This window comes from Limnochorda sp. (genome assembly GCF_047459355.1).
GTDB lineage: Bacteria > Bacillota > Limnochordia > Limnochordales > Limnochordaceae > Limnochorda.
Map to the genome: position 1 here is coordinate 1 of NZ_VSCV01000027.1, position 22,402 is coordinate 22,402.

At 69.3% G+C, this 22,402-nt stretch carries 26 protein-coding genes; all 26 read left to right on the forward strand.

What is annotated here, in order from left to right:
• The first annotated feature begins 74 nt into the window (after positions 1-74).
• The 26 genes from FWJ67_RS09000 to FWJ67_RS09125 all read left to right on the forward strand — a co-directional run bounded on the left by FWJ67_RS09000 (position 75) and on the right by FWJ67_RS09125 (position 22,353).
• Positions 75-653, forward strand: coding sequence for a gamma-glutamyltransferase (locus FWJ67_RS09000; RefSeq protein WP_414482721.1), 579 nt, complete (start codon positions 75-77; stop codon positions 651-653).
• Between the two features lie 57 nt (positions 654-710).
• Positions 711-1,292, forward strand: a complete 582-nt coding sequence (locus FWJ67_RS09005) for a DUF6305 family protein (protein ID WP_304172348.1) — start codon at positions 711-713, stop codon at positions 1,290-1,292.
• 17 nt (positions 1,293-1,309) lie between these two features.
• The gene (locus FWJ67_RS09010; protein ID WP_304172346.1) at positions 1,310-2,602 is read left to right on the forward strand and encodes a TRAP transporter large permease subunit; all 1,293 of its coding nucleotides are present in this window, start codon (positions 1,310-1,312) and stop codon (positions 2,600-2,602) included.
• Between the two features lie 14 nt (positions 2,603-2,616).
• Positions 2,617-2,760: a hypothetical protein gene (locus FWJ67_RS09015; RefSeq protein WP_304172344.1), complete on the forward strand. Its 144-nt coding sequence runs from the start codon at positions 2,617-2,619 to the stop codon at positions 2,758-2,760.
• 69 nt (positions 2,761-2,829) lie between these two features.
• Positions 2,830-3,900, forward strand: a complete 1,071-nt coding sequence (locus FWJ67_RS09020) for a succinylglutamate desuccinylase/aspartoacylase family protein (protein WP_414482722.1) — start codon at positions 2,830-2,832, stop codon at positions 3,898-3,900.
• Positions 3,901-4,034: 134 nt separating this feature from the next.
• Positions 4,035-5,288, forward strand: coding sequence for a poly-gamma-glutamate synthase PgsB (pgsB, locus tag FWJ67_RS09025; RefSeq protein WP_414482723.1), 1,254 nt, complete (start codon positions 4,035-4,037; stop codon positions 5,286-5,288).
• Positions 5,281-5,724, forward strand: a complete 444-nt coding sequence (gene pgsC, locus FWJ67_RS09030; protein ID WP_414482724.1) for a poly-gamma-glutamate biosynthesis protein PgsC — start codon at positions 5,281-5,283, stop codon at positions 5,722-5,724. Before pgsB ends, pgsC begins: the two co-directional genes overlap by 8 nt.
• A 103-nt stretch (positions 5,725-5,827) precedes the next feature.
• Positions 5,828-6,802, forward strand: a complete 975-nt coding sequence (pgsW, locus tag FWJ67_RS09035) for a poly-gamma-glutamate system protein (protein WP_304175048.1) — start codon at positions 5,828-5,830, stop codon at positions 6,800-6,802.
• Positions 6,796-8,247: a sensor histidine kinase gene (locus FWJ67_RS09040; RefSeq protein WP_414482725.1), complete on the forward strand. Its 1,452-nt coding sequence runs from the start codon at positions 6,796-6,798 to the stop codon at positions 8,245-8,247. Before pgsW ends, FWJ67_RS09040 begins: the two co-directional genes overlap by 7 nt.
• Complete coding sequence (locus FWJ67_RS09045) at positions 8,216-8,917, forward strand: response regulator (protein ID WP_304171473.1); 702 nt, start codon at positions 8,216-8,218, stop codon at positions 8,915-8,917. Before FWJ67_RS09040 ends, FWJ67_RS09045 begins: the two co-directional genes overlap by 32 nt.
• A gap of 141 nt (positions 8,918-9,058) precedes the next feature.
• Positions 9,059-9,826 (forward strand): nucleoside phosphorylase, encoded by a 768-nt coding sequence (locus tag FWJ67_RS09050; RefSeq protein ID WP_304171438.1) that lies wholly within the window; start codon positions 9,059-9,061, stop codon positions 9,824-9,826.
• Between the two features lie 21 nt (positions 9,827-9,847).
• The gene (locus tag FWJ67_RS09055; protein ID WP_414482407.1) at positions 9,848-10,462 is read left to right on the forward strand and encodes an ECF transporter S component; all 615 of its coding nucleotides are present in this window, start codon (positions 9,848-9,850) and stop codon (positions 10,460-10,462) included.
• Positions 10,463-10,529: 67 nt separating this feature from the next.
• Entirely contained in the window at positions 10,530-11,300 is a 771-nt protein-coding gene (locus tag FWJ67_RS09060) for an energy-coupling factor transporter transmembrane component T family protein (protein ID WP_304171443.1), read from the forward strand.
• An 18-nt stretch (positions 11,301-11,318) separates the two neighbouring features.
• Complete coding sequence (locus FWJ67_RS09065) at positions 11,319-12,167, forward strand: energy-coupling factor ABC transporter ATP-binding protein (protein ID WP_304171445.1); 849 nt, start codon at positions 11,319-11,321, stop codon at positions 12,165-12,167.
• On the forward strand, positions 12,167-12,985 hold the full coding sequence (locus FWJ67_RS09070; RefSeq protein WP_304171475.1) for an energy-coupling factor ABC transporter ATP-binding protein: 819 nt from the start codon (positions 12,167-12,169) through the stop codon (positions 12,983-12,985). The genes FWJ67_RS09065 and FWJ67_RS09070 overlap by 1 nt, the downstream gene beginning before the upstream one ends.
• Positions 12,986-13,188: 203 nt before the next feature.
• A complete protein-coding gene (locus FWJ67_RS09075) occupies positions 13,189-13,755 on the forward strand; it encodes an NAD(P)/FAD-dependent oxidoreductase (RefSeq protein WP_304171447.1) in 567 nt (188 codons plus the stop codon).
• 108 nt (positions 13,756-13,863) lie between these two features.
• Positions 13,864-14,718: an ABC transporter permease gene (locus FWJ67_RS09080; protein WP_304171448.1), complete on the forward strand. Its 855-nt coding sequence runs from the start codon at positions 13,864-13,866 to the stop codon at positions 14,716-14,718.
• A gap of 4 nt (positions 14,719-14,722) precedes the next feature.
• A complete protein-coding gene (locus FWJ67_RS09085) occupies positions 14,723-15,559 on the forward strand; it encodes an ABC transporter ATP-binding protein (protein ID WP_414482408.1) in 837 nt (278 codons plus the stop codon).
• Between the two features lie 69 nt (positions 15,560-15,628).
• Positions 15,629-16,696 (forward strand): ABC transporter substrate-binding protein, encoded by a 1,068-nt coding sequence (locus tag FWJ67_RS09090; protein WP_304171453.1) that lies wholly within the window; start codon positions 15,629-15,631, stop codon positions 16,694-16,696.
• A 291-nt stretch (positions 16,697-16,987) separates the two neighbouring features.
• Positions 16,988-17,491 carry a hypothetical protein gene (locus FWJ67_RS09095; RefSeq protein ID WP_304171455.1) on the forward strand — a complete coding sequence of 168 codons (504 nt, stop codon included), beginning with the start codon at positions 16,988-16,990 and terminating at the stop codon, positions 17,489-17,491.
• A 186-nt stretch (positions 17,492-17,677) separates the two neighbouring features.
• Entirely contained in the window at positions 17,678-17,998 is a 321-nt protein-coding gene (gene sugE / locus FWJ67_RS09100; protein ID WP_304171457.1) for a quaternary ammonium compound efflux SMR transporter SugE, read from the forward strand.
• Positions 17,999-18,124: 126 nt separating this feature from the next.
• Complete coding sequence (locus FWJ67_RS09105) at positions 18,125-19,534, forward strand: MATE family efflux transporter (protein ID WP_304171460.1); 1,410 nt, start codon at positions 18,125-18,127, stop codon at positions 19,532-19,534.
• An 18-nt stretch (positions 19,535-19,552) separates the two neighbouring features.
• The gene (locus tag FWJ67_RS09110; RefSeq protein WP_414482480.1) at positions 19,553-20,110 is read left to right on the forward strand and encodes a hypothetical protein; all 558 of its coding nucleotides are present in this window, start codon (positions 19,553-19,555) and stop codon (positions 20,108-20,110) included.
• Positions 20,111-20,287: 177 nt separating this feature from the next.
• Positions 20,288-21,100: an SDR family NAD(P)-dependent oxidoreductase gene (locus FWJ67_RS09115; protein WP_304171464.1), complete on the forward strand. Its 813-nt coding sequence runs from the start codon at positions 20,288-20,290 to the stop codon at positions 21,098-21,100.
• Positions 21,101-21,137: 37 nt separating this feature from the next.
• A complete protein-coding gene (locus FWJ67_RS09120) occupies positions 21,138-21,617 on the forward strand; it encodes a GNAT family N-acetyltransferase (RefSeq protein ID WP_414482726.1) in 480 nt (159 codons plus the stop codon).
• Between the two features lie 226 nt (positions 21,618-21,843).
• The gene (locus FWJ67_RS09125) at positions 21,844-22,353 is read left to right on the forward strand and encodes a GyrI-like domain-containing protein (protein WP_304171468.1); all 510 of its coding nucleotides are present in this window, start codon (positions 21,844-21,846) and stop codon (positions 22,351-22,353) included.
• Positions 22,354-22,402: the final 49 nt, after the last annotated feature.

Here is a 22,402-nt window from a genome sequence, read left to right on the forward strand (position 1 = left end):
ACCCGTAACCTCAACCGGAGCTACCCCGGACGGCCCGACGGGACGCTGACCGAGCGGGTGGCCTATGCCATCCGGTGCCGGAGGCTGAGTCGGCCAGCACGACCCACCTCTCCACGGCCGATCAGGACGGGAACGTGGTCGCGCTGACCCAGACCATCTCCAGCTTCTTCGGGGCCAGGGTGGCCGTGCCGGGCACCGGCATCATCCTGAACAACGAGATGGCCAACTTCAGCACCCGGCCGGGGCTTCCCAACAGCCTGGCCCCTGGGAAGCGGATGCGGACCACCATCGCGCCCACGCTGCTCTTGAAGGATGGCGAGCCCGTCCTCTCCATCGGGACGCCCGGCGCGGGGCGGATCGTCTCGACCATGGTCCAGCTCTTGGTCAACCTGGTGGATTACGGGATGAGCCTGCAGGAGGCCATCGAGGCCCCCCGCTTCTACGCCCGGGACACCGAGGCCAACCTCCACGTGGAGAGCCGGATGCCGGCTCCCGTCCTGGCCGAGCTGGAAGCCATGGGGTACACCCTGGAGGTCCGGGGCGCGTATGACCTCTTCTTCGGCGGGGCTCAAGGCATCCTCTTCGACCGGGAGACGGGCGAGATGGTGGGTGGGGCCGATCCCCGCCGGAGCGGTGGCGTGGTGGGGTACTGATCCGGCGGGCCGCCCGGCGTGACGGGCATGCCCGGAACGAATTGGGAGGGAACGAGCATGCAAGGGAGTCTACGGACCCGGTTATGGATCACCGTGGTGGCGACCGCCACCCTCTGCCTGGCGGCCCTGGCCGGTGGGGGCCCGTCGGCGGCCGCCGCTCCGGCGGCCAAGCCCGGCATCATCACCTCGGCCGGGCAGAGCTCTGACGCGGTGATGGTCAACGTGCTGGCCAACACCCAGCTGAAGCTGGGCCTGGACTTCGATCCCCTGGTGCAGGCTGAAAGCTTGGCGGGCTACCGGACGCTGGTGGTGGTGGTCGGCGCGAGCGCCAAGGGGTTGGGCGCGGCCGGCATCAACGAGGAGCAGGAGATGGCGCGGGTGACGGCCCTGTTGGAGCAGGCCAAGGCCCAGGACGCCTTCGTCCTCCTCATGCACGTGGGCGGCACGGCCCGGCGCGGCCCTTCCTCCAATCCCTTGATCGAGGCGGTGGCCGCCTATGCGGACGCCATGATCGTGGTCCGGTCGGGGAATGAGGACGGCTTCTTCACGCAGTTGGCCCAGGAGTACGGCATCCCGCTCACGGAGGTGGAGCGGATCGTCGATGCCCGGGAACCGCTGAGCCGTCTCTTCGGCGCGTGAGGTAAGGAGGAACGCGGGTGGTCTCGCCAGCAGTCGTGGTCGTCCTCATGGTCACGGTCTTCGTCGTCGCTGCCATGGCGGCCCGCGTTCCTTTGGGGCTCGCCCTGGCCCTGGCCGCCACGGTGGGCGGGCTGGTCGGGGGCCTGGCGTCCGAGCTGCCCCGCCACCTCTTGGAGGGGAGCCTGGGCTACCTGGACACCATGCTCATCATCGCCAGTGCCATGATCTTCGTCCAGGCGACCACCCTTTCGGGTGGGCTGCCGGCCCTGGCTTCCGCTTTGGTGGTCCGTTTCGGGCGCCGGCCCCTGCTCCTCCTGCCCCTCCTGGCCGTGGTCGTCATGCTCCCGGGGATGATCACCGGGTCCTCCACCGCCGCTGTCCTCACCACGGGCGCGCTGGTCGCCCCGGTCCTCATCCGCTTGGGTCTGGACCGGGACCGGGCCGGGGCCTTTGTGGCCATGGCGGCCATTTATGGCATGCTGGCGCCCCCGGTCAACATCCCAGCCATGCTCATCGGAGGTGGGGTGGATCTGCCCTACGTCGGCCTCGAACCGCCCCTCCTGCTGGCGACGGTCCCCCTGGCCTTGGTGACCGCCTGGTATCTGGGGCTGCCCGCCCTGGGCCGGAGCCACCAAGGGTCCGCTGGGCTCTCGCCCGAGCCACCGGCGGCGGCTGCCGGGGAGTCCGGTCCCCTGGGGCGCCATCTCGTGCCCTGGCTCACGGTGGCGCTCCTGATGACCGCCGAACGGTGGTGGCCCCATAGCTTCCTCAACCTGGGGTTGCCCTTGATCTTCTTCATCGGGGCGGTGGTCGCGTGGGTGCTGGACGGCCGGCGCTTCGCCTGGCACCGGTGTGCCCGAGAGGCGGTGGGTCAGGCCATTCCCGTTCTGGCCATCTTGGCCGGGGTGGGGATGTTCATCCAAGTCTTCACCGCGACGGGCGGGCGGGGCTGGCTGGTGGTGGAGCTCTTGAGCATGCCGGCGCTGGCCCAGTACGGGGCGATGGCGGTGGGCCTCCCGCTCTTCGGGGCGGTCTCCGCCTTCGGCGCCGCCTCGGTCCTAGGGGTCCCCTTCCTTCTGGCCTTCCTGGGCCGGAATGATCTGGTCACCACGGCAGGGCTCTCCATCGTGGCCGGGGTGGGCGATCTGGTGCCCCCCACGGCCTTGGCTGGGATCTTCGCCGCTCAGGTGGTAAACGAGCCTTCGTACTGGAAGGTGCTCCGGCGTGCTCTGGTGCCGGCCCTGCTGACCCTCCTGACGGGCGTGGCGCTGGTGGTCTGGGCTGAGCCCATCGGACGGTTCCTCTTCTGAGAGGAGGGGGATGGATGGCGTGGCCTTCCTGGGTCCTGCTGATCTACGTCAGCGGCCTGGTCGCCTGGAATCTGCTGCGGGGACGCGGGCTGGGTGAGCAGCTGACGGCCGCCTTGGTCTTGCTCCCCTTCCTCCTCCGCATGCTCCTCATTCGCTGATCCCTCATCAAATCGAGGCTGGCTTGCCCCGCCCGGGTCGTCGGACCCGGAGTCGACGATGGAGAGGGGATGAGTGCGATGGTCCACGTCTCTCGGAAGCGTTGGGGCGCTCGCACGGGGGCATGGGTGCTCCTTTTGGCTTTGGTGGCGCCCCTGGCCGCCGCGGCCGGATCGGGGCCCTATGTCGGCCACGATATCCGGCCGGGGGTGGGCGTTACCCGGATGGTCTGGCTGAGCGAGTACCATCCACCCCTGCGGGGGACCCCCGGCGACACGCCGGTCTACATCTTGGAAGGGAGCCAACCCGGCTCCACCGTCTTCGTGGCCGGCGGCACCCACGGGAACGAGATTGCCGGGGTGATGGCCGCGACGGTCCTGGTGGAGAAGGCGGTGGTGACCCAAGGGCGTCTCATCGTCATCCCGCGGGCCAACAACAGCGCCTCCACCTACGCGGAGGTGGAGTACGGCGATCCGGAGTGGATCTGGCTGGTGACCCCCAGTGGTCCCCGGGCTTTCCGCTACGGCGCCCGGCGAACCCATCCCGACCACCACGGGACCCCTGATCCGGCCGTCTACGTTCATCCCAAGGGCTCCACCTTCGAAGGGTACGAGATCCGGAACCTGGACCGGGTGCACCCGGGCCGCCCTGATGGGACCCTGACCGAACAGGTGAGCTACGCCATGGTGGAGCTCATCCGGCGGGAGAACGTCCACGTCGCCTTCGACCTTCACGAGGCGGGTCCCACCTCCCGTCTGGCCAACATGCTCATCAGCCACCCCAAGGGGCTGGAGATCGGGGCCCTGGCCCTGCTCAACCTGGAGCTGGAAGGGATCTCCATGAAGCTGGAGCACTCTTCCGAGGACTTCCGGGGTCTGAGCCACCGGGAGTGGGGCGATGAGACGGACGCGTACGCGTATTTGATCGAAACGCCCAACCCCGGCCAGGCGCCCGATCGGATGAACCCCGATGTGGTCGGGGATCCCGAGGCGCCTCTGTGGAAGCGGGTCGGCACCCAGCTGGCCACCATTCGGAGTGTCTTGGAGGCCTTCACCATGGCCGATCCCAGCTTCGCCTTCGAGTACACCGCGCCCGATTACGCCGATCTGGAGGCGCGCGGGCTCGGAGCCCATCTCAACTAAGCCGCGATCCGGGACCACCCCCGCTTCCTGGAGAAAGCGGGGGTTTCCCTTCTTCATTCGACCGGAATTCCACCGGCGGGGGAGGAAGGGGCTGGGGATGGGTCCGAAGTGATAGCGGGGATGGGGGAGGCGCCATGTGGGACGTGGTGGTCCTCGGGTCCGTCCTGGCGGGGTTGGGCTGGGCTGAAGAGTTCCGCTTGCGGCGGGCCCGGAGCGCGGTGCCGGTCCGGATTCACGTCAACGGCACCCGGGGCAAATCGACGGTGACCCGCTTGCTGATGGGCGTGCTCCTCACCGCTGGACGGCGGGCTCTGGGCAAGGTGACGGGGACGGAGGCTCGTTGGCTCCTGCCCGATGGGACCGAAGCGCCGGTCCAGCGCCGAAGCGGCCGGGCGACCATCCGGGAGCAGGCCCGGGCCCTGGAGCGGGCCGCGCGCTTGGGGTGCGAGGCCTTGGTGCTGGAGTGCATGGCCCTGCATCCCGAGGCCCTCTGGACCAGCGAACACCGGATGATCCAGAGCACCGTGGGGGTCATCACCAACGTTCGGGAGGACCATGGCGACGTGATGGGTCGGGATCGGGCCGAGATCGCCCGCACCCTGGCCAACACCATCCCCGTGGAGGGTCACTTGGTCGTGGGGGACGAGCAGGCCTTTCCCCTCCTGGCCAGGGAGGCCCGCCGGCGGGGAACCCAACCTCTTCTGGCCCCACCCGTTCCTCCCTCCCGGGCTCCGCAGGAGCTGAGGCCGTACCTGGCCTGGCACGCGCCCGAGAACCTGGGTGTGGTCTTCCAAGTCGCCCAATTGCTGGGGATCGAGGAACGGGTGACCTGGAGGGGGATGGCCGCCGCCCTCCCCGAGCCGGGCACCGCCCGCTGGACCCGAGTCGAGGGGCCGGGCCCCTTGGGGGCCCTCCTCATCGACGGGCTCGCGGCCAACGATCCCGACTCCCTGGCTCGGGTGCTGCGCGGAGCGCTGGCGGCGTGCCCGCCCGCCGAGCCCTTCGAGGTGCGGGTGATCTACCACCACCGGCACGACCGGGCGGAACGGGCGCTCCGGTTCGGCCAGCGCCTGCCCGAACTCCTCCGGGTTGGGGCGGGAGTGGGGTCCGTCACGGTGTGGGCCACGGGCGACCCAGGCGGGGCCCGCCTCTTGGGCGGGGGCGCCCGCCAAGGGCCCACGGAACCGGGAGCTTTGCTGCGCCGTTGGCGTCTTCGACCAGCCGGCGATCCTGCATGCGAGGAGCCTCCGGGCGTGGTGGTCCTCGCCGGCGGGAACACCCGTGGCGCCCGGGGGTGGCAGGGGGCCTACGAGCCCTGGCAACCGGTCCCCCTGGGGGCCGAAGGCCGCCTGGTCCCGCCAGGGGAGGGGGGCGCTGACCATGGTTGAACGGGCGGTGGGGATCGGGGTGCTCCTCAACCTGCTCGTGTACGAAGGGATCGGCTTGACCGCGGGGGGCATGGTGGCTCCGGGCTACCTGGCCCTCTTTCTGGACCAGCCCCTCCGGGTGGGCGCGACCCTCCTGGTGGCCACCGCCACCTGGCTCGCGGTCGCCTACGGCTTGGGGCGGGTGGTGATCCTCTTCGGGCGGCGCCGGTACGGCGCCATGCTGGTGGTGGGCATGGTGGGAAGCTGGGCGCTGGCTCGTCTCGCGCCCCACCTGGCGGCGGCTGGCGCCGACATCCGAGCCATCGGGTACATCGTGCCGGGCCTCCTCGCGAACGAGATGGAGCGGCAAGGGGCCCTGCCCACCCTGGCCGTTACCCTGGGCCTGGCGGTTCTGACCCGGCTGGCGCTCCACCTGCTGGCCGGATGGGGGTTGTGAGGGGGAACGGGAGCTCATGAGGGGGAAGGAGGGGCGAGCCAGAAGGGCCCCAGTCTACCGGCCCCGCCTGGGGCGCTTTCCTCAGCCGCCAGGCCGCTTGCTGGTGGCGACCGTGGTCTTGGTGGCGGGCTACTGGGCCTGCCTGGCCGCCGGCTGGCTGCCGCCCTTGGGCGGGACCAGCCCCGAGGCCGGGCTCCCTGACGGGATCCGGGCCGAGGCGGTCCGGCGGATGGCCCAGGCCCTGCCCCTTCTGGCCGAAGCCCGGGAAGCGCGGGGGCTTCCTTGGGACCGGGTGCATGACCCCAACCGGACGGGCCTGATCGGCGCGGCCTTTACCGAGATCACCACCACCTTGGGGGATCCGGTCGCCAAGCGGACGGCCACCAATCCTCAGTGGGCCGGGGTGGTGGCCGAGGCCCTCTGGCAGGCAGGGGCGCGCCCAGGGGACGTGGTGGCGGCCACCCTTTCCGGCTCCTTCCCCGGGCTCAACCTGGCCGTCTTCATTGCGGCCGACGTGTTGGACCTTCAGCTCGCCGCCGTCGCGTCCCTCGGCAGCTCCATGTGGGGGGCCAACCTGCCCCAGTGGACCTGGGCCGACATGGAGCAGGTGTTGGCCGAGGAGGGCTTGATCGGCCAGCGTTCACTGGCCTATACCCTGGGCGGTGAAGGCGACCGGGGTGGGGGCCTCATGCCCGAGGGGGTGGCGGCCCTCCGCGCCGCTGCGGCCCGGGCCGACGGCCCGCGGCTTTTGGAGCTGGCGGGCCTGGCCGAGGCGGTCCAGATCCGCCTCGCCCTCTTCGACCACGCCGCCCGGGAGGCCGGCCGGCCCGTGGCTGTCTATGTGAACGTGGGCGGTGGGCAGGCGGCCCTGGGGTCGTGCGGCGCGGTCGCCGGGCTGCCGCCGGGGCTCCTCTGGCCCGAGCAAGTTCCGGCCTGTCCCCCGGAGCGGCAAGGGGTCCTTTCGGTCATGGCGGGCCGGCAGGTGCCCGTGCTCCACCTGCTCAACGTGCGGGAGCTGGCTCTGCGGAAGGGCCTTCCCCTGGACCCCGTTCCCCTCCCGGGGGTGTCCTCATGGTGAGGCGGCTCGGACGGCCGGGGCGTCTGGGACTTTTCTTGATCGGGCTGGGGGCTGCCTTGCCTGGCTGGTTCACCCACCAGACCCTGGACATCCTTCCCCAGATCCGCCGGGCCATCGAGGTGTACGACAGCGGCCAGCTCCTCCTGGCCGCGGGAGCGCTGGTCATCTTGAACACCGTCCGGGCCGTGCCCATCTATGTGGGGGCGTTCCTGACGGCCGAGGCCCTCCGGCTGGGCCAAGAGGGAAAGAACGGGCGGTGGATCGGCTGGCTGACGCCCCTGCTCGTGATTCCAGGGGTCTACGGTCTGATCCAGCTGGTCCATGGGGTGCGGTACGACTTGGGCGGGCCGGCGGTGGCCGGCGTGCTGGCCGCCGCGGGCGTGCACCAGATGGCCGAAGCGACCCACGGCCGCTTCATGCGGGCGGCCATCCTTACGGTCTTCCTCTTCGGCCTCCAATGGCTGGATGTGGTGCCCGCCCTGACCCCGTACGGATTCGGCCACGGGGACCTTTCCGTGGAGGTGAAACTGGCGGCGGCCTTCTTGGGTGCCGAGGATCTGCTCAACCTGTGGGGGCTGGTCAGCTTTGGGGTCTTCACGGCCGTCGCGGTGGTGATGGCCAAGTTCATGGTCGATTTCCACCAGCACCTGGAGGTGCTCCTCGCCCGGCAAGCCGAAGAGTTCCACGCGGCCCGGGCCGAGGCCCAGGCCCGGGCGGCGACCGCCCGCAACCGGTCCTTGATGGAGGTGCAAGCCCTCGTCCACGATCTGAAGACACCCTTGACGACCGTCTCGGGCCTGGTGAGCCTCTTGGGCCTTGCGCCCCAGATCGCGTCGGACCGGTCCCTGCGAAGCCACATCGTCCAGATCGAAGGGGCCGTCGCCACCATGAACCAGATGATCGCGGAGATCCGCTCGCCTCGCGCCGCCCGGCGGGTGAGCGGCCACGAGCTGCTCCGCTACCTCCGGGCCCAGTGGTCCGCGGTGGAAGGGTCGGGGATGGAGGGGCAGCCTGTGGGCGAGCCGACCCTCTTCCAGGTCGCGTCCCGGCTGCCCTGGGTTCGGGTGAACCTCCTCCGCTTGAGCCGGGCCCTCCTCAACGTCTTGGCCAACGCCCGGCGAGCCGCGGGGTCCCACGGGCGAGTGCGGGTCCAGGTGGGGGGCACCTCCCGGGAACTCCGGATCCGGGTGCGGGACTGGGGATCAGGGATGGAGCCGGCGGTGGCCCAGCGCGTCTTCGAGCCCGGGTTCAGCCTGGAGGGCAGTTCGGGGTTGGGCCTCACCTTTGCCCGGCAGGTGGTGGAAGGGGAGCTCGGTGGCCGGCTGACCCTGACCAGCGTGGCGGGCCGCGGCACCCTGGTGGTGATCCGCATTCCCGCCGACGGGAAGGAGGTTCAGGCTGGGGGTGGAGACGATGCTGCCGCCTCTCCTCATGGCCGTCGATGACGATCCCGGGATCCGGTACACCCTGCGGGGCATCGCCCGGCACGTCGGCTGGACCATGGTCACCTTTCCCGACGGGCGGACGGCCCTCCACTGGCTGGCCCGCCGGACGCCGGATGCAGCCATCGTTGATTATCACCTTCCGGGGGAGAACGGCTTGGTGCTCACCCGGATCCTCCGGGAACAGTACCCCGACCTGCCCATCGTGATCCTCACGGTCGATGAGCGGCAGGAGCTGGCCGACGCCTTCATGGCCGCGGGGGCAAGTGACTTTGCCCTCAAGCCCATCCGGGCCCCAGACCTTCTCGCCCGGCTCCGGGTCCACCTCCGGACCCGGCCAGGGAATGCCGGCCAAACCCGCCGAGCTGCCCCTGGATTGAGCCTGGGTCCAGATTCTGCCGGGGGGAGGAGTCTGCCCAAGGGGATCCAGGGGCCTACCTTGGAGCGTGTCCAAGCCATCCTGGCTGGTGCCCCGGAAGGGGTGACCGCGCCCCAGGTGGCGAGCCAAGGGGGGTTCGGCCCCGCCACCGCATACCGGTACCTGCGGTACTTGGAAGAGACGGGCCAGGTGGAGGTCTCGCTGGACTACCAGCGAGTGGGCCGTCCCAAGAAGGTCTACCGGCTCGTGCCGGGCCCTGGTAAAGGTCCGACCCCGCCCATGCCGAAAGTATGAACATGTGAACGGCGGCCGGGCACCGTAAGGGTACGCCGGTGCCTCGGGGCACCGGCTCAGGCGGTGGCCTTTTCATCCTGATCTTTCTCTTGGCAGCCGCCTGAAGAGCCCGGCAACCTGCTTCTCCGAGGAGGCGTGAGGGTGGCCCGCCAAGAGATGCCGGCCAAAGAGCCCCACATTCAGTGCGGACCCGGCGATGTGGCGCCGGTGGTCCTCCTGCCCGGCGATCCCGGCCGGATCGACTGGATCGCCCGGGAGCTGGAGGAGGTGGAGGAGGTGGCCTCCAACCGGGAGTTCCGCACCATCACCGGGCGCTTCCAGGGTGTGCCCGTCTCCGCCACCTCTACGGGGATCGGCGGGGCGTCGGCGGCCATCGCGGTGGAAGAGCTGATCCGGATCGGCGCCCGGATCCTGGTCCGGGTGGGGAGCGCCGGAGCCCTCCAGCCTGGCATGCCCATCGGGAGCCTGGTGGTGGCGGAGGGGGCCGTCCGGGAGGACGGGGCCAGCGGGATGTACGTCCCCGCGGGATACCCGGCGGTCGCCGATCCCGAGCTGGCCGTCGCCCTGGCCCAGGCCGCCCGGGAGCTGGGTGTGCCCGTCCGGAGCGGGCTGGTGCGGAGCCACGACAGCTTCTACACCGACCGGGAGGAGGAGCTGACCCGCTCCTGGGCCGCCCGGGGGGTGCTGGCCTCGGACATGGAGACGGCCGCCCTCTTCACCGTGGCCCGGCTCCGGGGCGTCCGGGCCGGCAGCATCCTGAACGTGGTGGTGACGGCCGAGGGCGAGCTGGAGGAGGGCATCAACCGCCTGGTCGCCAGCGAAGAGGCGGCGGCTGCGGGGCAGCGGGCCTCCATCCAGGCCGCGCTGCGGGGGGCGTGCCGGCTCTGGCTGGAGGAGAAGCAGAGGTAGATCTCAGGAGGTGCACGTCGGATGGCCGCTGAACCGCAAGGCAACCCGTGGGCGCTGCGGTTTACGACGCTCACCATCGTCCTCATCCCTGTTGCTGTTGGTATCAACTACGTGGGCAAGCTGATCGCGGCGGGCCTGAAGCTCCCCCTCTGGCTGGACTCCATCGGCACGGTGCTGGCTGGCATGCTAGCCGGGCCCTGGGTGGGGGCGCTCTCGGGCGCGGTGAACAACATCATCTTCGGCCTGACGGCCGACCCCATCTCCTTCTGGTACCTGATCACCAGCATCGCCATCGGTCTGGTGGTGGGGTATCTGGCCTTCACCGGCTGGATCTCCAGCTTCGGCCGGGTGGTGGTCCTGGGCCTGATCGTGGCGGGGGTGGCGGCCGTCGTCTCCACGCCCATCAACGTCATCCTCTGGGAGGGTCAGACGGGGAACGTCTGGGGCGACGCCCTCTACACGGCCTTGGTGGGGCGGGGCTGGCCCATTTGGCTCGCCTCCTTCCTGGATGAGGCCGTGGTCGACCTCCCCGACAAGCTGGCCACCGTCATCGTCTCCTACCTGATCTTCAAGGCGCTGCCCGAGCGGCTGGTGGGGCTTTTCAGCGGCTCGCGCAGCGAGGTGGAGTCCCTGTAGGGTCGCGGGAAGGGATGGGGGCTCCGGGCAGCCTGGCTGTCCGGAGCCCCTTCTGAGGTGATGAGGGGTGCGGCTCAGCCTCTACGTGCCGGGTGACACCTGGGTGCACCGGCTCGATCCGATGACCAAGCTGCTCATGACCGTGGTGGGGATCGGGCTTACCTTCCTCCTTCCCAGCCTCCAAGGGGGGACCCTGCTCCTCGTCCTCCTCCTGGCGGTGCTGGGCTCGGCCGGGGTGCTCCACCGGGCGGCCGCGGTCTACGTGGGGGTGGCCATCGTCGCCGGCACCTTCCTGGTGGTGCAGGGGCTGGTCTACCCGGGGAATGCGGTGCCCGCCCTCACCCTGGGGCCCATCGTCTTCTACCGGGAGGGCCTCCTGGTGGGCCTGCGCCTGGCCCTGCGCCTCTACAACATCCTCTCCGCCACCCTCATTCTGGTGCTGGTCACCCACCCGTCGGACTTGGTGGAGGCTGTGGTCCGGCGGGGGGCGTCGCCCCGGCTGGGCTACGTCATCATGGCCGTCCTCCAGGTAATCCCCACCATGATGGCCACCGCCTCCACCATCATGGACGCGCAGCGCTCCCGGGGCCTGGAGACCGAAGGGAGCCTCTGGGTCCGTCTGAAGGCCTTCGTCCCCGTGATGGGGCCCTTGGTGACCGGCTCCCTCATCGCCACCGAGGAGCGGGCCCTGGCCCTGGAGGTGCGGGGTTTCTCGGGCGAGGGCCGGCCCACCTTCCTCAAGGAAGAGGTGATCCCGCCCTACGCCACCGCCGCCCGGCTGGTCACGGTGGCGGCGCTGGCGGCCGGGATCGCGGGGCGGTGGCTCTTGGGATGGTGAGGGAGGGGGTGGCCTGGGATGGCGGTCATTGAGGTGGAGAACCTGCGGTACCGGTACCCCCGGCAGGAGCGGCTGGCCTTGGACGGCATCACCTTCACCGTGGAGCCGGGCGAATTCATCGGGGTCATCGGGCCCAACCTGGCGGGCAAGTCCACCCTCTGCCAGGCTCTGGTGGGGCTGGTGCCCCATTTCTACAAGGGGGCCATCGGCGGGCAGGTGCGGGTGGCGGGGCTGGATGTGCACCGGAGCACTGTGGCGGAGGTGAGCCGCCGGGCGGGCCTGGTCTTCCAGAATCCTTTCACCCAGATCTCCGGCGCCAAGCTGACCGTTTACGAAGAGGTGGCCTTCGGCCTGGAGCATGCGGGGGTGCCCCGGGAGGAGATGCGCCGGCGAATCGATGAGGCCCTGCGCCTGTTGGGTTTGGAGGCGGTGAAGGATCAGAGCCCCTTCGCCCTCTCGGGCGGCCAGATGCAGCGCCTGGCCATCGCCTCGGTGCTGGCCATGGAGCCGGAGGTGCTCATCTTGGACGAGCCCACCTCCCAGCTGGACCCCGCGGGCACCGAGGAAGTCTTCGAGGCGGTGACCGCCCTGTGTCGCCGGGGCATGGCGGTGGTGATGGCGGAGCACAAGGTGGACCGGCTGGCGGAGCACGCGGACCGGATCCTGGTCCTCCACCAGGGCCGCCAGATCGCCTACGGCCCGCCCCGGCAGGTCTTCGCCCGGGAGAATGTGGCCGCCCTGGGGGTGGCGGTGCCGGCCGTCACCCAGGCGGCCAAGGCCCTGGGCTGGGTCCTGGAGGACGGCACCTACCCCGTCACCTTGGCGGAGGCGGTGGCGGTGGGCCAGGCGAGGAGGGGCGGGCGGTGATGAGCGAGCGGCAGCCCATCATTCAAGCCCGGGACGTCCACTTTCACTACACCCCGGGCCGGCCCGTGCTGAAGGGGATCACCCTCGATCTGGGCCCGGGGGCTACGGCCATCGTGGGCCAGAACGGGGCGGGCAAGTCCACCTTCGTGCGGCTGCTCAACGGGCTGTTGAAGCCGGTGGAGGGCCAGGTGCTGGTGGCCGGGGTGGACACCCGGCAGATGACGGTGGCGCAGCTGGCCCGGACGGTGGGGCTGGTCTTCCAGAACCCGTCGGACCAGCTCTTCAAGAGCCGGGTGCTCGATGAGGTGATGTTCGGCCCCCTCAATCTTGGCTTCTCCGCGCAGGAGGCCCGGGAGCGGGCCGAAGCGGCCCTGGCGGAGCTGGGGCTGGAGGGGTTGGAAGCGCGCAACCCCTACGACCTGGGCCTGGCCGAGCGGAAGCTGGTGACGGTGGCCAGCGTCCTCGCCATGGGGACGCCGGTGATCATTCTGGATGAGCCCACCATCGCCCAGGACCAGGTGGGGGTCCGCCAGCTGGGGGCCATCGTCGACCGGCTCGCCCGGGCCGGCCGGACGGTGATCACCATCACCCACGACATGGAGTTTGTCGCCCGCCACTTCCAGCGGGTGCTGGTCTTCCAGGACGGCCGGGTCCTGGCCGACGATACAGCCGAGGCCATCTTCGCCCAGCCGGAGCTTCTGGCCGCGGCCGGGCTCCAGGCGCCCCCCATCACCCGCCTGGGCCAGGCCCTGGGCCTGCCCGCCACCGTCTTGACCGTCGAAGCCTTCGTGGAGGCGGTCCGGGCCGGGGAGGGCTGAGCCCTCCCTTGGCTTTTCGTGCCCGGCTGCGGTGGGCCGGGCCCAGCGGGGCCCCTCCATGGAGGAGGGCGCCAGGGGCGCGCCCGATCCTTCGTCCCTTTCTGGCTCCCCGCCCGCCCTTGACGGGCCCAGGGACGGGAGCTATATCACAAGGGCACTGCGTACTGGCACTCGGAGCAACATCTGACGAGGAGGGGACGCTGATGTACGACGTGGCAGTGGTTGGTGGAGGACCGACCGGGGGCAGTGCAGCCGTCTTCTTGGCTAAGGCCGGCCTGAAGACCCTGGTGCTGGACAACGGCCGGGGCCAGACGCGGCGGGCTTGGATCGAAAACCACTACGGCTTCGACCAAGGCATCTCCGGCCCCGATCTGGTGGACGGCGGCCAGCGCCAGGCGGAGAAGTTGGGCGCCCAGTGGGTGACCGCCGAGGTGACCGCCATTGCCCGGGAGGGGGAGGGCTTCACCCTGACCACCGAGGATGGTCGGACCTTCCAGGCCCAGCAGGTGCTGCTGGCCACCGGCTCGGTGGTGACGCTGGCCGAGGCCCTGGGCCTTGAGTTCACCGATGGCCGGGAGCGGCTGGCCCGGGTGGTGAAGGTGGATCAGGACGGGCGGACCAGCATGCCCGGCATCTGGGCTGCCGGGGTCCTGGCGGGGGCCAACCCCCACACCATCATCACCGCCGGCCACGGGGCCCATGTGGCCGTGGGGATCATCAGCGAGCGCGAGGGGAAGCGCCACATCCAGCACGACGTCCTCAAGAGCTGACGCCCGCCGGCGGAGGGTCCGGGCCACGGGCCCGGGCCCCGAACCGGCCCCTCCACCGTGACCCCACGACCAGGCCCCGCATAGGAAGGGGGCGGAAGGGGTCGTGGGATGGAGCAGGCAACGACGCAGGAACAGCGACTGGCCCCCGGCCGGCGATCGGGGGGCGGGAACGCTCTGCCCGTCTTGGAGGATGGGGCCTGGCGGGCCGAGCAGCGGAGCCGGAGCCTGGAACGGCTCCTCACTCTCCTGGGGCCCTTGGTGGTCCTGGGACTCTGGGAGCTTCTGGCCCAACTGCAGCTCATCGACACCCGCTTCTTTCCGCCGCCCAGCCACATCCTCAGCACCCTTGTGGCCATGGTGGCGTCGGGGGATCTCTGGTACCACGTTCGGGCCTCGTTGAGCCGGATCGCCATCGGCTTCCTTTTAGGGGCGGTGCCCGGGATCGTGCTGGGTCTGGCCATGGGCTTGTACCGGCCCGTGCGGGCCCTGGTGGCCCCCCTGATCGGGGCGCTCATGCCCATCCCCACCATGGCCTTGGTGCCGCTCCTCATCATCCTCTTCGGCCTAGGCGAGCTCTCCAAGTGGATGACCATCGCCACCAGCGTCTTCTTTCCCGTGGTGATCAACACCGCCGCGGGGGTGGCGGGCATCGAGCCCATCTACATCGACGTGGCCCGGAACTACGGCGCCTCCCGCTGGAGCTTCTTCACCCGCATCGCTCTGCCCGGAGCGCTCCCGGTGATGTTCGAGGGGCTCCAGATGGGCCAGGCCATCGCCCTGCTCACCATCGTCGCCGCGGAGATGGTGGCGGCGAGCCAGGGCATCGGCTACGTCATCTGGACCGCCTACAAGACGTTCCAGATCGCCCGCATGTTCGTCGGGCTCATGACCATCGCCTGTCTGGGGTACCTCTTCTCCCTCGCCCTGCGGGCGCTGGCCCAGAAGCTGACCCCCTGGAGGTGACCCCATGACCCAAGGCTCCCTGGGCTGGGCCGGCGGGGATGGACGTTCCCCCGACCCAGCCCCGCCCAAGATCGTGGTCCGGCACCTGTACAAGGTCTTCCGCCGGGGGGACCGGCAGGTGACGGCCCTGGAGGATGTCTCCCTGGCCATCCCCGAAGGAGAGTTCTGCGTGCTCCTCGGGCCCAGCGGCTGCGGCAAGTCCACCCTCCTGCGGATCTTAGCCGGCTTGGAGGCGCCCAGCGCGGGCACGGTGGAGATCCGCCGGAGGGCGCCCCAGGCGCCGTTGAACGCCATGGTCTTTCAGGAGCAGGGGGTCCTCCCCTGGATGACGGTGGAGGAGAACGTGGCCTTCGGCCTCCAGATGCGGGGGCTGCCCCGCCGGGAGATCCGGGAACGGACCGAGCGCTTCCTGGAGAAGGTCCAACTCCTCCCCTTCCGCCACGCGTACCCCAAGGAGCTTTCGGGGGGCATGAAGCAGCGGGTCAGCCTGGCCCGAGCCTTCGTCACCGAGCCCGAAATCTTGCTCATGGATGAACCCTTCTCGGCCCTGGATGAGCAGACCACCTTCCTCCTCCAGGAAGAGCTCCTCCGGATCTGGAGCGAGCACCGGCGGACGGTGGTCTACGTCACCCACAGCATCGATGAGGCCATCCTCCTGGGGGACCGGCTGCTCCTCATGAGCGCCCGCCCCGGGCGGATCGTGGAGGCGATCCCCGTGCCCCTCGCCCGGCCCCGCCAGATCGAGACCCTCCGGAGCGATCCCCGGGTGGGCGAGCTCTTCGTCCGGATCTGGCACCACCTCCGCCGGGAGGTGGTGGGCCACCGGGAATCGGGGGCCTGATCCCCCGGTCGGGACAGACCCCACGCCGCCTCCGGCTGCATACCGTGGGAAGCCGGAGGAGGGATGTGGATGGTGCCAAGGATGATGGGAACGGTGCTGGCCGTCGTCCTGGTGGTTGCCTGGGGCGCGGCCGGCTGGGGCGCGGCGGCTCAAACGGGGGATCTGGACCCTCTGCCCCGGCCGGTGAAGGTCCGCATCGCCGAGGACGGGGCGGCCAGCGGCGCGGGCTTCTACCTGGCCGAGGCCCTGGGGTACTTCAAGGCGTACAACATCGAGGTGGAGTGGGTCACCTTCATCAACTCGGACGACATGCTGCCGGCCATCGCCGCCGGGCAGCTGGACGTCGCCGGGGGGATCAGCTCCGCGTCGCTCTTCAATGCGGTGGCCCAAGGGTTCGATGTGCGGATCATCAGCGACAAGGGCCATGCGGTGGAGACGGGCTCCTACTTCACCCTGGTGATCCGGAAAGATCTCGCCGACCAGGTGCGCGACTACAGCGACCTGAAAGGGCTCACCGTGGCCTACTCGGCCCAGGATGCGGTGGACCACTACATGACCGTCAAGGCCCTGGAGGCGGGCGGCTTGGGTCCAGAGGACGTGGAGCTGGTGGTGATCCAGGACTTCGCCCAGATGCTGGCCGGCCTGGCCACCGGGGCGATTGATGTGGCCATGGAGATCGAGCCCCTGATCACCTCGGGCGTGGAGCAGGGGATCATTGAGCGCTTTCTGGACACCAGCGTCTACCTGCCCGACGCCCAGGTGGCGGTGGTCCTCGCCTCGCCCCAGTTTGTCGCCGACCGGGAGGTGGCCCTCCGCTTCATGCTCGCCTACCTCAAGGGCCTGCGGGACTTCAACGACGTCTTCTTCCACGGCCGGGGCGACCGGGAACGGGTGGTCCAGGTGATGACCGAGTATACCCTGCTCAAGGATCCGGAGCTCTGGTCCCGGGTCCAGCCGCCGGGACTGGATCCCGACGGCGGCGTCAACGTGGAGAGCCTGGTGGACCAGTACGAGTTCTACAAGGCCAACGGGGCGCTGGTGGGGGAGGTCGACCCCCGGCAGGTGATCGACCTCTCCTTGGCCCAGGAGGCGGTGGCCATCCTGGGGCCCTACCAGGCCGGGGATCCAGGGGACTGAGCCCGGCCGCAGCGGCCGAGGGCGATGGGCCGCTGGCACTCCTGGGCCGGCGAGGCTGAGCCGCCGGTGGTGAGGCGCCGTCGGCGTCGTAGGAGCGACGGGGCCTGCAAGGGCGACCTTGCAGGCCCTTGCTCTGTTCGTCTTCCGGGACGGGGGTTGCAGGCCGGCGGGAAGGGCCCCAGGGGTTGCCGCACCGCGCTCCGGGAGGGCTCTCTTCGTGTGGGAGGGCTGGGGTGGGGAGGGCTCAAGAATGGAGGGGGAGGAAGCCTACCCAGCAGAGGAGGGTGTCGCATGGCGCGCGGGCTCCGGTTTCTTCTGGCGTTGATGGTGGTGGCCCTGGCGGGGCTGGGGGTGGCCTGGCTCATGGGGGCCCTCTCCAGGGGCGGGGCAGGGGAGGGCCAGGCGCCGGAGGTGGTCCAAGAGCTCTTCGCCGTCCCGGTGAGGTCCTCCCGACAGTTGGAGACCGACGCCTTCAACCGTCTGCTGGAGGCAGCCCGGGACGCGGGGGAGCCCTGGGTGGAGAACCCCCTGTGGATCAGCCTGGCCTTCCTGGAAGATCTAGAAGGGCAGACGGTGGGGATTGTGCGGGCCGACGGGGCCGCGGAGGCGCCGGCCTCGTCGACGGTGACGGTGATCCGGGATCAGCTGGCGGACGATTCGGTCCGGGCCATCTGGAACGAGTTCCACCTGACCCGGGATGAGGCGGGGGCATGGACCTTGGCCGAGGCCCGGGAGGCGTACCGGTGCCGCCGGGGCGGGCAGACGGACCACTTTGCCGCTGATCGCTGCCCCTGACCAGGCCAGGGCGGGCCGTGGCCCCAGGGTCCGGGGCGTGGTACAATGCACCAGGATCGTCGCGCTCGGGGGCCCGGCCTGGAACGAGGGTTCTCCGGGCCTCATGGGCTGCGCCCGACCGGGCCGCGGCGCCGGGTGATCCTCCGGGCGACGTCGGCTCAGAGAAACGGAGTGCGAGGCATCGGTATGGCCTGGGTCATCCTCTTCATCGCTGGCCTCTTCGAGATGGCGTGGGCTCTCCTGTTGAAGGAGTCCCACGGCCTGACCCGTCTGCTTCCGACCGTTGGCTTCGTGGTCTTCATGATCTTGAGCATGGTCTTCCTGGCCCAAGCCCTCAAGAGCCTGCCTCTGGGCACGGCCTATGCGGTCTGGACGGGGATCGGCGCGGCCGGGACGGCCATCGTCGGGATGATCTGGCTCGGCGAGTCGCGCGAGCCCCTCCGCATCCTCTCCCTGGCCATGCTCATCGCGGGCATCATCGGCCTCCAGCTGACGGGCAACCACTGAACCCTTGGAGCGAGAAGGGGCTCTCCGGACCGGGCCCAGTAGGGCGGGGGCGGGGATTGTGGTATACTGCAAGTTGTACCTATCGCTTGCCCACCGAAGGGAACAAAAGGAGCCCGTTCATCATCCATGAGTCGGAATGGATCTGAGGTCGAGACCGCGGCGCGCCGGATGCGGGACTTGACCACCGGCAGCGTCTGGCGGCATCTCATTGAGTTTTCCTGGCCACTCTTTGTTGGCAATCTCTTCCAGGTCCTCTACAATACCGTCGACAGTTTCTGGGTGGGGCGGTACTTGGGGGCCGACGCCCTGGGGGCGGTTTCGGTCAGCTTCCCCATCACCATGATCCTGGTGGCGACCGTCGCGGGGTTGACCATGGCCACCACCACCCTGGTCGCGCAGTTCCGGGGTGCCGGCGACGAGACCCAGGTCCGGCGGACGGTGGCCAACTCGGTGATCTTGCTCGTCCTGCTGGGCCTGGCCTCGACGGTGGTCGGCGTCGTCTGGCGGGTGCCGCTCCTCCAGCTGATCCGCACGCCCGAGGAGATTTTGGAGGATGCGGCCGTCTACCTGGGGATCTTCCTCCTGGCGCTCATCCCCTTCTTCCTGTTCAACATCTTCAGCGCGGTGCTGCGGGGGCTGGGCGACTCGAGGACGCCCCTGGTCTTCCTGATCGTGGCCACCGTGACCAACATCGTCCTCGACCCCATCTTCATCATCGGCCTGGGGCCCGTCCCGGCCTTGGGCGTGGCCGGCGCGGGGTGGGCCACCCTGATCGCCCAGGTGGTGGCCGCGGTGCTCGCCGTCCGGTACATCCGCCGTCAGACCAACCTCCTGCCCCGGGAGCGGTCGGAGTGGCGCCTGGACGGGAAGCTGGTCGGGACCCTGTTTCGGGTCGGCATTCCGGGAGCGGTCCAGTCGGGGCTGGTCTCGTCGGCCATGCTGGTGGTCGCGACCTTGGCCAACACCTTCGGGCCGACGGTGGTGGCCGCCTTCGGCGCCGGCGGCCGGGTGGACTCCCTCGCCTTCTTGCCCGCCCAGTCCATCAGCTTCGCGGTGACCGCGCTGGTGGGGCAGAATCTGGGCGCGGGTCGGGAAGATCGGGCGAAGGAGGCAGTCCGGGCCGCGGCCGTTCTGAGCGTGTCCATCGCCCTCGTCATGACCTTGGTGGTCTGGCTGGAGGGTGAGGCCCTGATGCGGATCTTCACCGACGATGCGGCCGTCGTCGCGGAAGGCGCCCGGTACCTGCGGATCATCGGGGTGGGTTTCGTTCCCTTGGCCCTCATGTTCCTGGCCACCGGGGCCCTGCAGGGGGCGGCCGACACCCTGCCGCCCATGATCGTCAGCCTCGTCACCCTGTGGGGGGTCCGGGTGCCTTTAGCGTGGTACCTGGCCTACCCGGCGGGCCTGGGCAGCGCCGGGATCTGGTGGGGCATGACGACCAGCTTCGTCCTCGGCATGATCCTCAACTGGACCTACTTCAGCACCGGGCGCTGGCGCGAGAAGGTGGTGGCCCGGCGGGCCGCCCCCCAGACCTAGCTTGGAGGGAGAGGTGCCATGAGCCGGTGGGGGAGCGGTGACGGGCCGGGGGCTTCCGTCCCCTGGGTCCACCTGGTGAACGCCGTCCTCCTGGTGGGGCTCTGGGCGTGGTCGTGGGCGGTCTTCCCCGCCCCGCCCGCCCACCTTCCTGAACCCATCGGCCCCGGCGGCCCGCTGGAGGCCGCGCCCAGCCTGGGGAAGTGGCTGGCCCTCCCCATCACCGCCGCGGCCTTGAGCCTGGGGAGCTATGGGTTGGTCCCCCTGATCCGGCGGACCCGGCACTTCAACCTGCCCACCGCCACGCCCATCACCGAGTTTCGGCCCGAGGACCAGGCCCGCATCCGCCACCTCACCGCCCGCTACCTCCTGTGGATGAACGCCATCCTCATCGGCGGGTTGTGGCTCCTCCAGATCCACCAGCGGGCCGCCGTCCTGGACCCCAGTCCTGGCCCGGAGCGGGTGCCTGCGCTGGCCATCCTGTACCTGGTGGTGGCGCCCGCCATCGCCTCCCTCTTCTTTCTCTCCACCATCACCCACCTGGCCCGGGAGGCGGAGCAGCGGGCCAGGCGGCCGTGAGGTCCCCCCTCGCCTTTTCTCGACAACAGGAACGGTCATTGTTAGAATTGGCAATAGGAGCCGGTGGCGCCTCGCGTCGCTAGGCTTCCCTGTCGCTCGTCTCTCCTCGCCGTCTGTCGGTTTGGAATGTCCGCCCACGTCGGAGCACGCACGAAACCTTGGGGGGAGAGGAAGCTCATGCAGGTCCAGAACAAGACCATCGTCGTGACCGGTGGCGGCAACGGGATCGGCCGGGAGCTGGTCTTGGTCTTGCTGGCCAAGGACGCTCGGGTGGCCGCCGTAGACATCGATGAAGCCGGCCTGGACCAGGTCCGGGAGCTGGCCGGGGAACACACCGGGAGGCTCTCCACCCACCGGCTGGACATCACCGACCGGGAGGCGGTGGCCGCCCTGCCGGAGGAGGTCATCCAGATCCATGGGGCGGTGGACGGCCTCATCAACGGGGCGGGGATCATCCAGCCCTTCGTCCGGGTGGGGGAGCTGGATTACGGCGCCATCGAGCGGGTGATGAACGTCAACTTCTACGGCACCCTCTACATGACCAAGGCGTTCCTCCCCCACCTGCTCGAGCGGCCCGAGGCCCACATCGTCAACATCTCGAGTATGGGCGGTTTCCTGCCGGTGCCGGGGCAGACCATCTACGGGGCTTCCAAGGCGGCGGTCAAGCTCTTCACCGAGGGCCTTCGGTCCGAACTGCTGAACACCACTGTGCGGGTGACGGGCGTCTACCCCGGCGCCATCGGCACCAACATTGCTGCCAACTCGGGCGTGGGTCTGAACGCGAACCTGGCCCAGGCCAACGGACGGAGCCCGATCAAGCCCATGGATCCTCGCAAAGCGGCGGAGATCATCGTGAAAGGGATGGAGGAGGACCGGGATCGGGTGCTGGTGGGCTCCGATGCCCGGCTGATGGATCTCATCTACCGGTTGAGCCCCCGGCGGGCGGCCGAGTTCATCTTCAGCCAGATGAAGAGCCTGTTGCCGAACTGAGCGAGCGGCAGCCCTTTCCCGGGAATTGGGTAACGCGATGAACATCGAGTTCGTCCGGCTGCCGGACGTGGACAAATGCGACATCATCGAGCTCATGAACCATCCCCTGACTGCCCGCCACATGCCTTTGCTCAAGCTCCCTTTCACGGAAGAGGACTATCACGCTTTCATCGCCCGCAAGGAGCAGCTGTGGGCCGAGCACGGCTGCGGGCCCTGGGGGTTTCTGATCGATGGTCAATTTGCCGGGTGGGGTGGCTTGCAGCCTGAGGATGGCAACGTTGATGTCGCCATGGTCCTTCACCCGAACTACTGGGGATATGGCAAGGCACTTCTGGAACGGATCCTCGAGTACGGTTTCGAAAACCTGGGGCTTGAGTCTGTGACCATCATGCTGCCGCTCTCCCGGCAGAGTGACCGGACCATGGCCCGTCTCGGCTTTCAGTTTGAAGAGCAGGTGGAGCTTGACAGCAAGCCCTTCCGCAGGTACCGCCTCGATGCCCGGCGGTGGAGAAGGTGACCCCGCCTTCGCGCGCCCACGAGTTCGTGGCGTACTCTGCGTGACGAAGAACAGGCATTGAGCCGGATCTTCAAGGAAGAATACGAGACATATAGGCGGTCTGTCCGTCGCTGGATCTAGCCCACGCTTCTTGACGAACGTAGTCCAAAGACAGCGGGCCGTGGCCCGAGCGCAGCCGACCAGCCGCCGCTCTAACAGCACCCTTGCCCACGAAGGAGCCTGGTCCATGCAGAGGATCGACCTGCGGAAAGAGCTGAAACACCTGTACAGCGCGTCCGTCAAAGAGGTTGTGGAGGTGGATGTGCCCACCTTTCGCTTCCTGATGATTGATGGCCAGGGCGACCCGAACACCTCGAGCGAGTACGCGCAGGCGGTGGAGGCTCTCTTCTCCGTCTCGTACGCGACCAAGTTCAAGGTGAAAAACGAGCTCAAGCTCTGCGACTACGCAGTTATGCCCCTTGAAGGGTTGTGGTGGGCTGATGACATGTCGGCGTTCGTCACCGGAGATCGGGCGAGCTGGAAGTGGACGATGATGATCATGCAGCCCGACTTCGTCGCTCCCGAGGTCATCGAGGAAGCCATGACGGAGACCAAGCGGAAGAAGAAGCTCGCCGCCATCGACCGGCTCCGGCTGGAAGAGTTCACGGAGGGCCGTGCCGCCCAAGTTCTCCATGTGGGCCCCTTCTCGGAAGAGGGGCCAACCATCGAGCGCCTCCACGCTTACATCCGTGTGTAAATGCTACCCTGAAAGTGTCCCAGTCTGAGGGTCTGTGATGGAGGAAAAG

Bases quoted from the DNA above. Each gene is read 5' to 3' on its own strand.
- FWJ67_RS09005 (WP_304172348.1), top strand. From the start codon at position 711: ATGCAAGGGAGTCTACGGACCCGGTTATGGATCACCGTGGTGGCGACC.
- FWJ67_RS09015 (WP_304172344.1), top strand. From the start codon at position 2,617: ATGGCGTGGCCTTCCTGGGTCCTGCTGATCTACGTCAGCGGCCTGGTC.
- FWJ67_RS09020 (WP_414482722.1), top strand. From the start codon at position 2,830: ATGAGTGCGATGGTCCACGTCTCTCGGAAGCGTTGGGGCGCTCGCACG.
- pgsB (WP_414482723.1), top strand. From the start codon at position 4,035: ATGTGGGACGTGGTGGTCCTCGGGTCCGTCCTGGCGGGGTTGGGCTGG.
- pgsC (WP_414482724.1), top strand. From the start codon at position 5,281: ATGGTTGAACGGGCGGTGGGGATCGGGGTGCTCCTCAACCTGCTCGTG.
- FWJ67_RS09040 (WP_414482725.1), top strand. From the start codon at position 6,796: ATGGTGAGGCGGCTCGGACGGCCGGGGCGTCTGGGACTTTTCTTGATC.
- FWJ67_RS09045 (WP_304171473.1), top strand. From the start codon at position 8,216: ATGCTGCCGCCTCTCCTCATGGCCGTCGATGACGATCCCGGGATCCGG.
- FWJ67_RS09055 (WP_414482407.1), top strand. From the start codon at position 9,848: ATGGCCGCTGAACCGCAAGGCAACCCGTGGGCGCTGCGGTTTACGACG.
- FWJ67_RS09065 (WP_304171445.1), top strand. From the start codon at position 11,319: ATGGCGGTCATTGAGGTGGAGAACCTGCGGTACCGGTACCCCCGGCAG.
- FWJ67_RS09070 (WP_304171475.1), top strand. From the start codon at position 12,167: ATGAGCGAGCGGCAGCCCATCATTCAAGCCCGGGACGTCCACTTTCAC.
- FWJ67_RS09075 (WP_304171447.1), top strand. From the start codon at position 13,189: ATGTACGACGTGGCAGTGGTTGGTGGAGGACCGACCGGGGGCAGTGCA.
- FWJ67_RS09080 (WP_304171448.1), top strand. From the start codon at position 13,864: ATGGAGCAGGCAACGACGCAGGAACAGCGACTGGCCCCCGGCCGGCGA.
- FWJ67_RS09085 (WP_414482408.1), top strand. From the start codon at position 14,723: ATGACCCAAGGCTCCCTGGGCTGGGCCGGCGGGGATGGACGTTCCCCC.
- FWJ67_RS09090 (WP_304171453.1), top strand. From the start codon at position 15,629: ATGGTGCCAAGGATGATGGGAACGGTGCTGGCCGTCGTCCTGGTGGTT.
- FWJ67_RS09095 (WP_304171455.1), top strand. From the start codon at position 16,988: ATGGCGCGCGGGCTCCGGTTTCTTCTGGCGTTGATGGTGGTGGCCCTG.
- sugE (WP_304171457.1), top strand. From the start codon at position 17,678: ATGGCCTGGGTCATCCTCTTCATCGCTGGCCTCTTCGAGATGGCGTGG.
- FWJ67_RS09105 (WP_304171460.1), top strand. From the start codon at position 18,125: ATGAGTCGGAATGGATCTGAGGTCGAGACCGCGGCGCGCCGGATGCGG.
- FWJ67_RS09110 (WP_414482480.1), top strand. From the start codon at position 19,553: ATGAGCCGGTGGGGGAGCGGTGACGGGCCGGGGGCTTCCGTCCCCTGG.
- FWJ67_RS09115 (WP_304171464.1), top strand. From the start codon at position 20,288: ATGCAGGTCCAGAACAAGACCATCGTCGTGACCGGTGGCGGCAACGGG.
- FWJ67_RS09120 (WP_414482726.1), top strand. From the start codon at position 21,138: ATGAACATCGAGTTCGTCCGGCTGCCGGACGTGGACAAATGCGACATC.
- FWJ67_RS09125 (WP_304171468.1), top strand. From the start codon at position 21,844: ATGCAGAGGATCGACCTGCGGAAAGAGCTGAAACACCTGTACAGCGCG.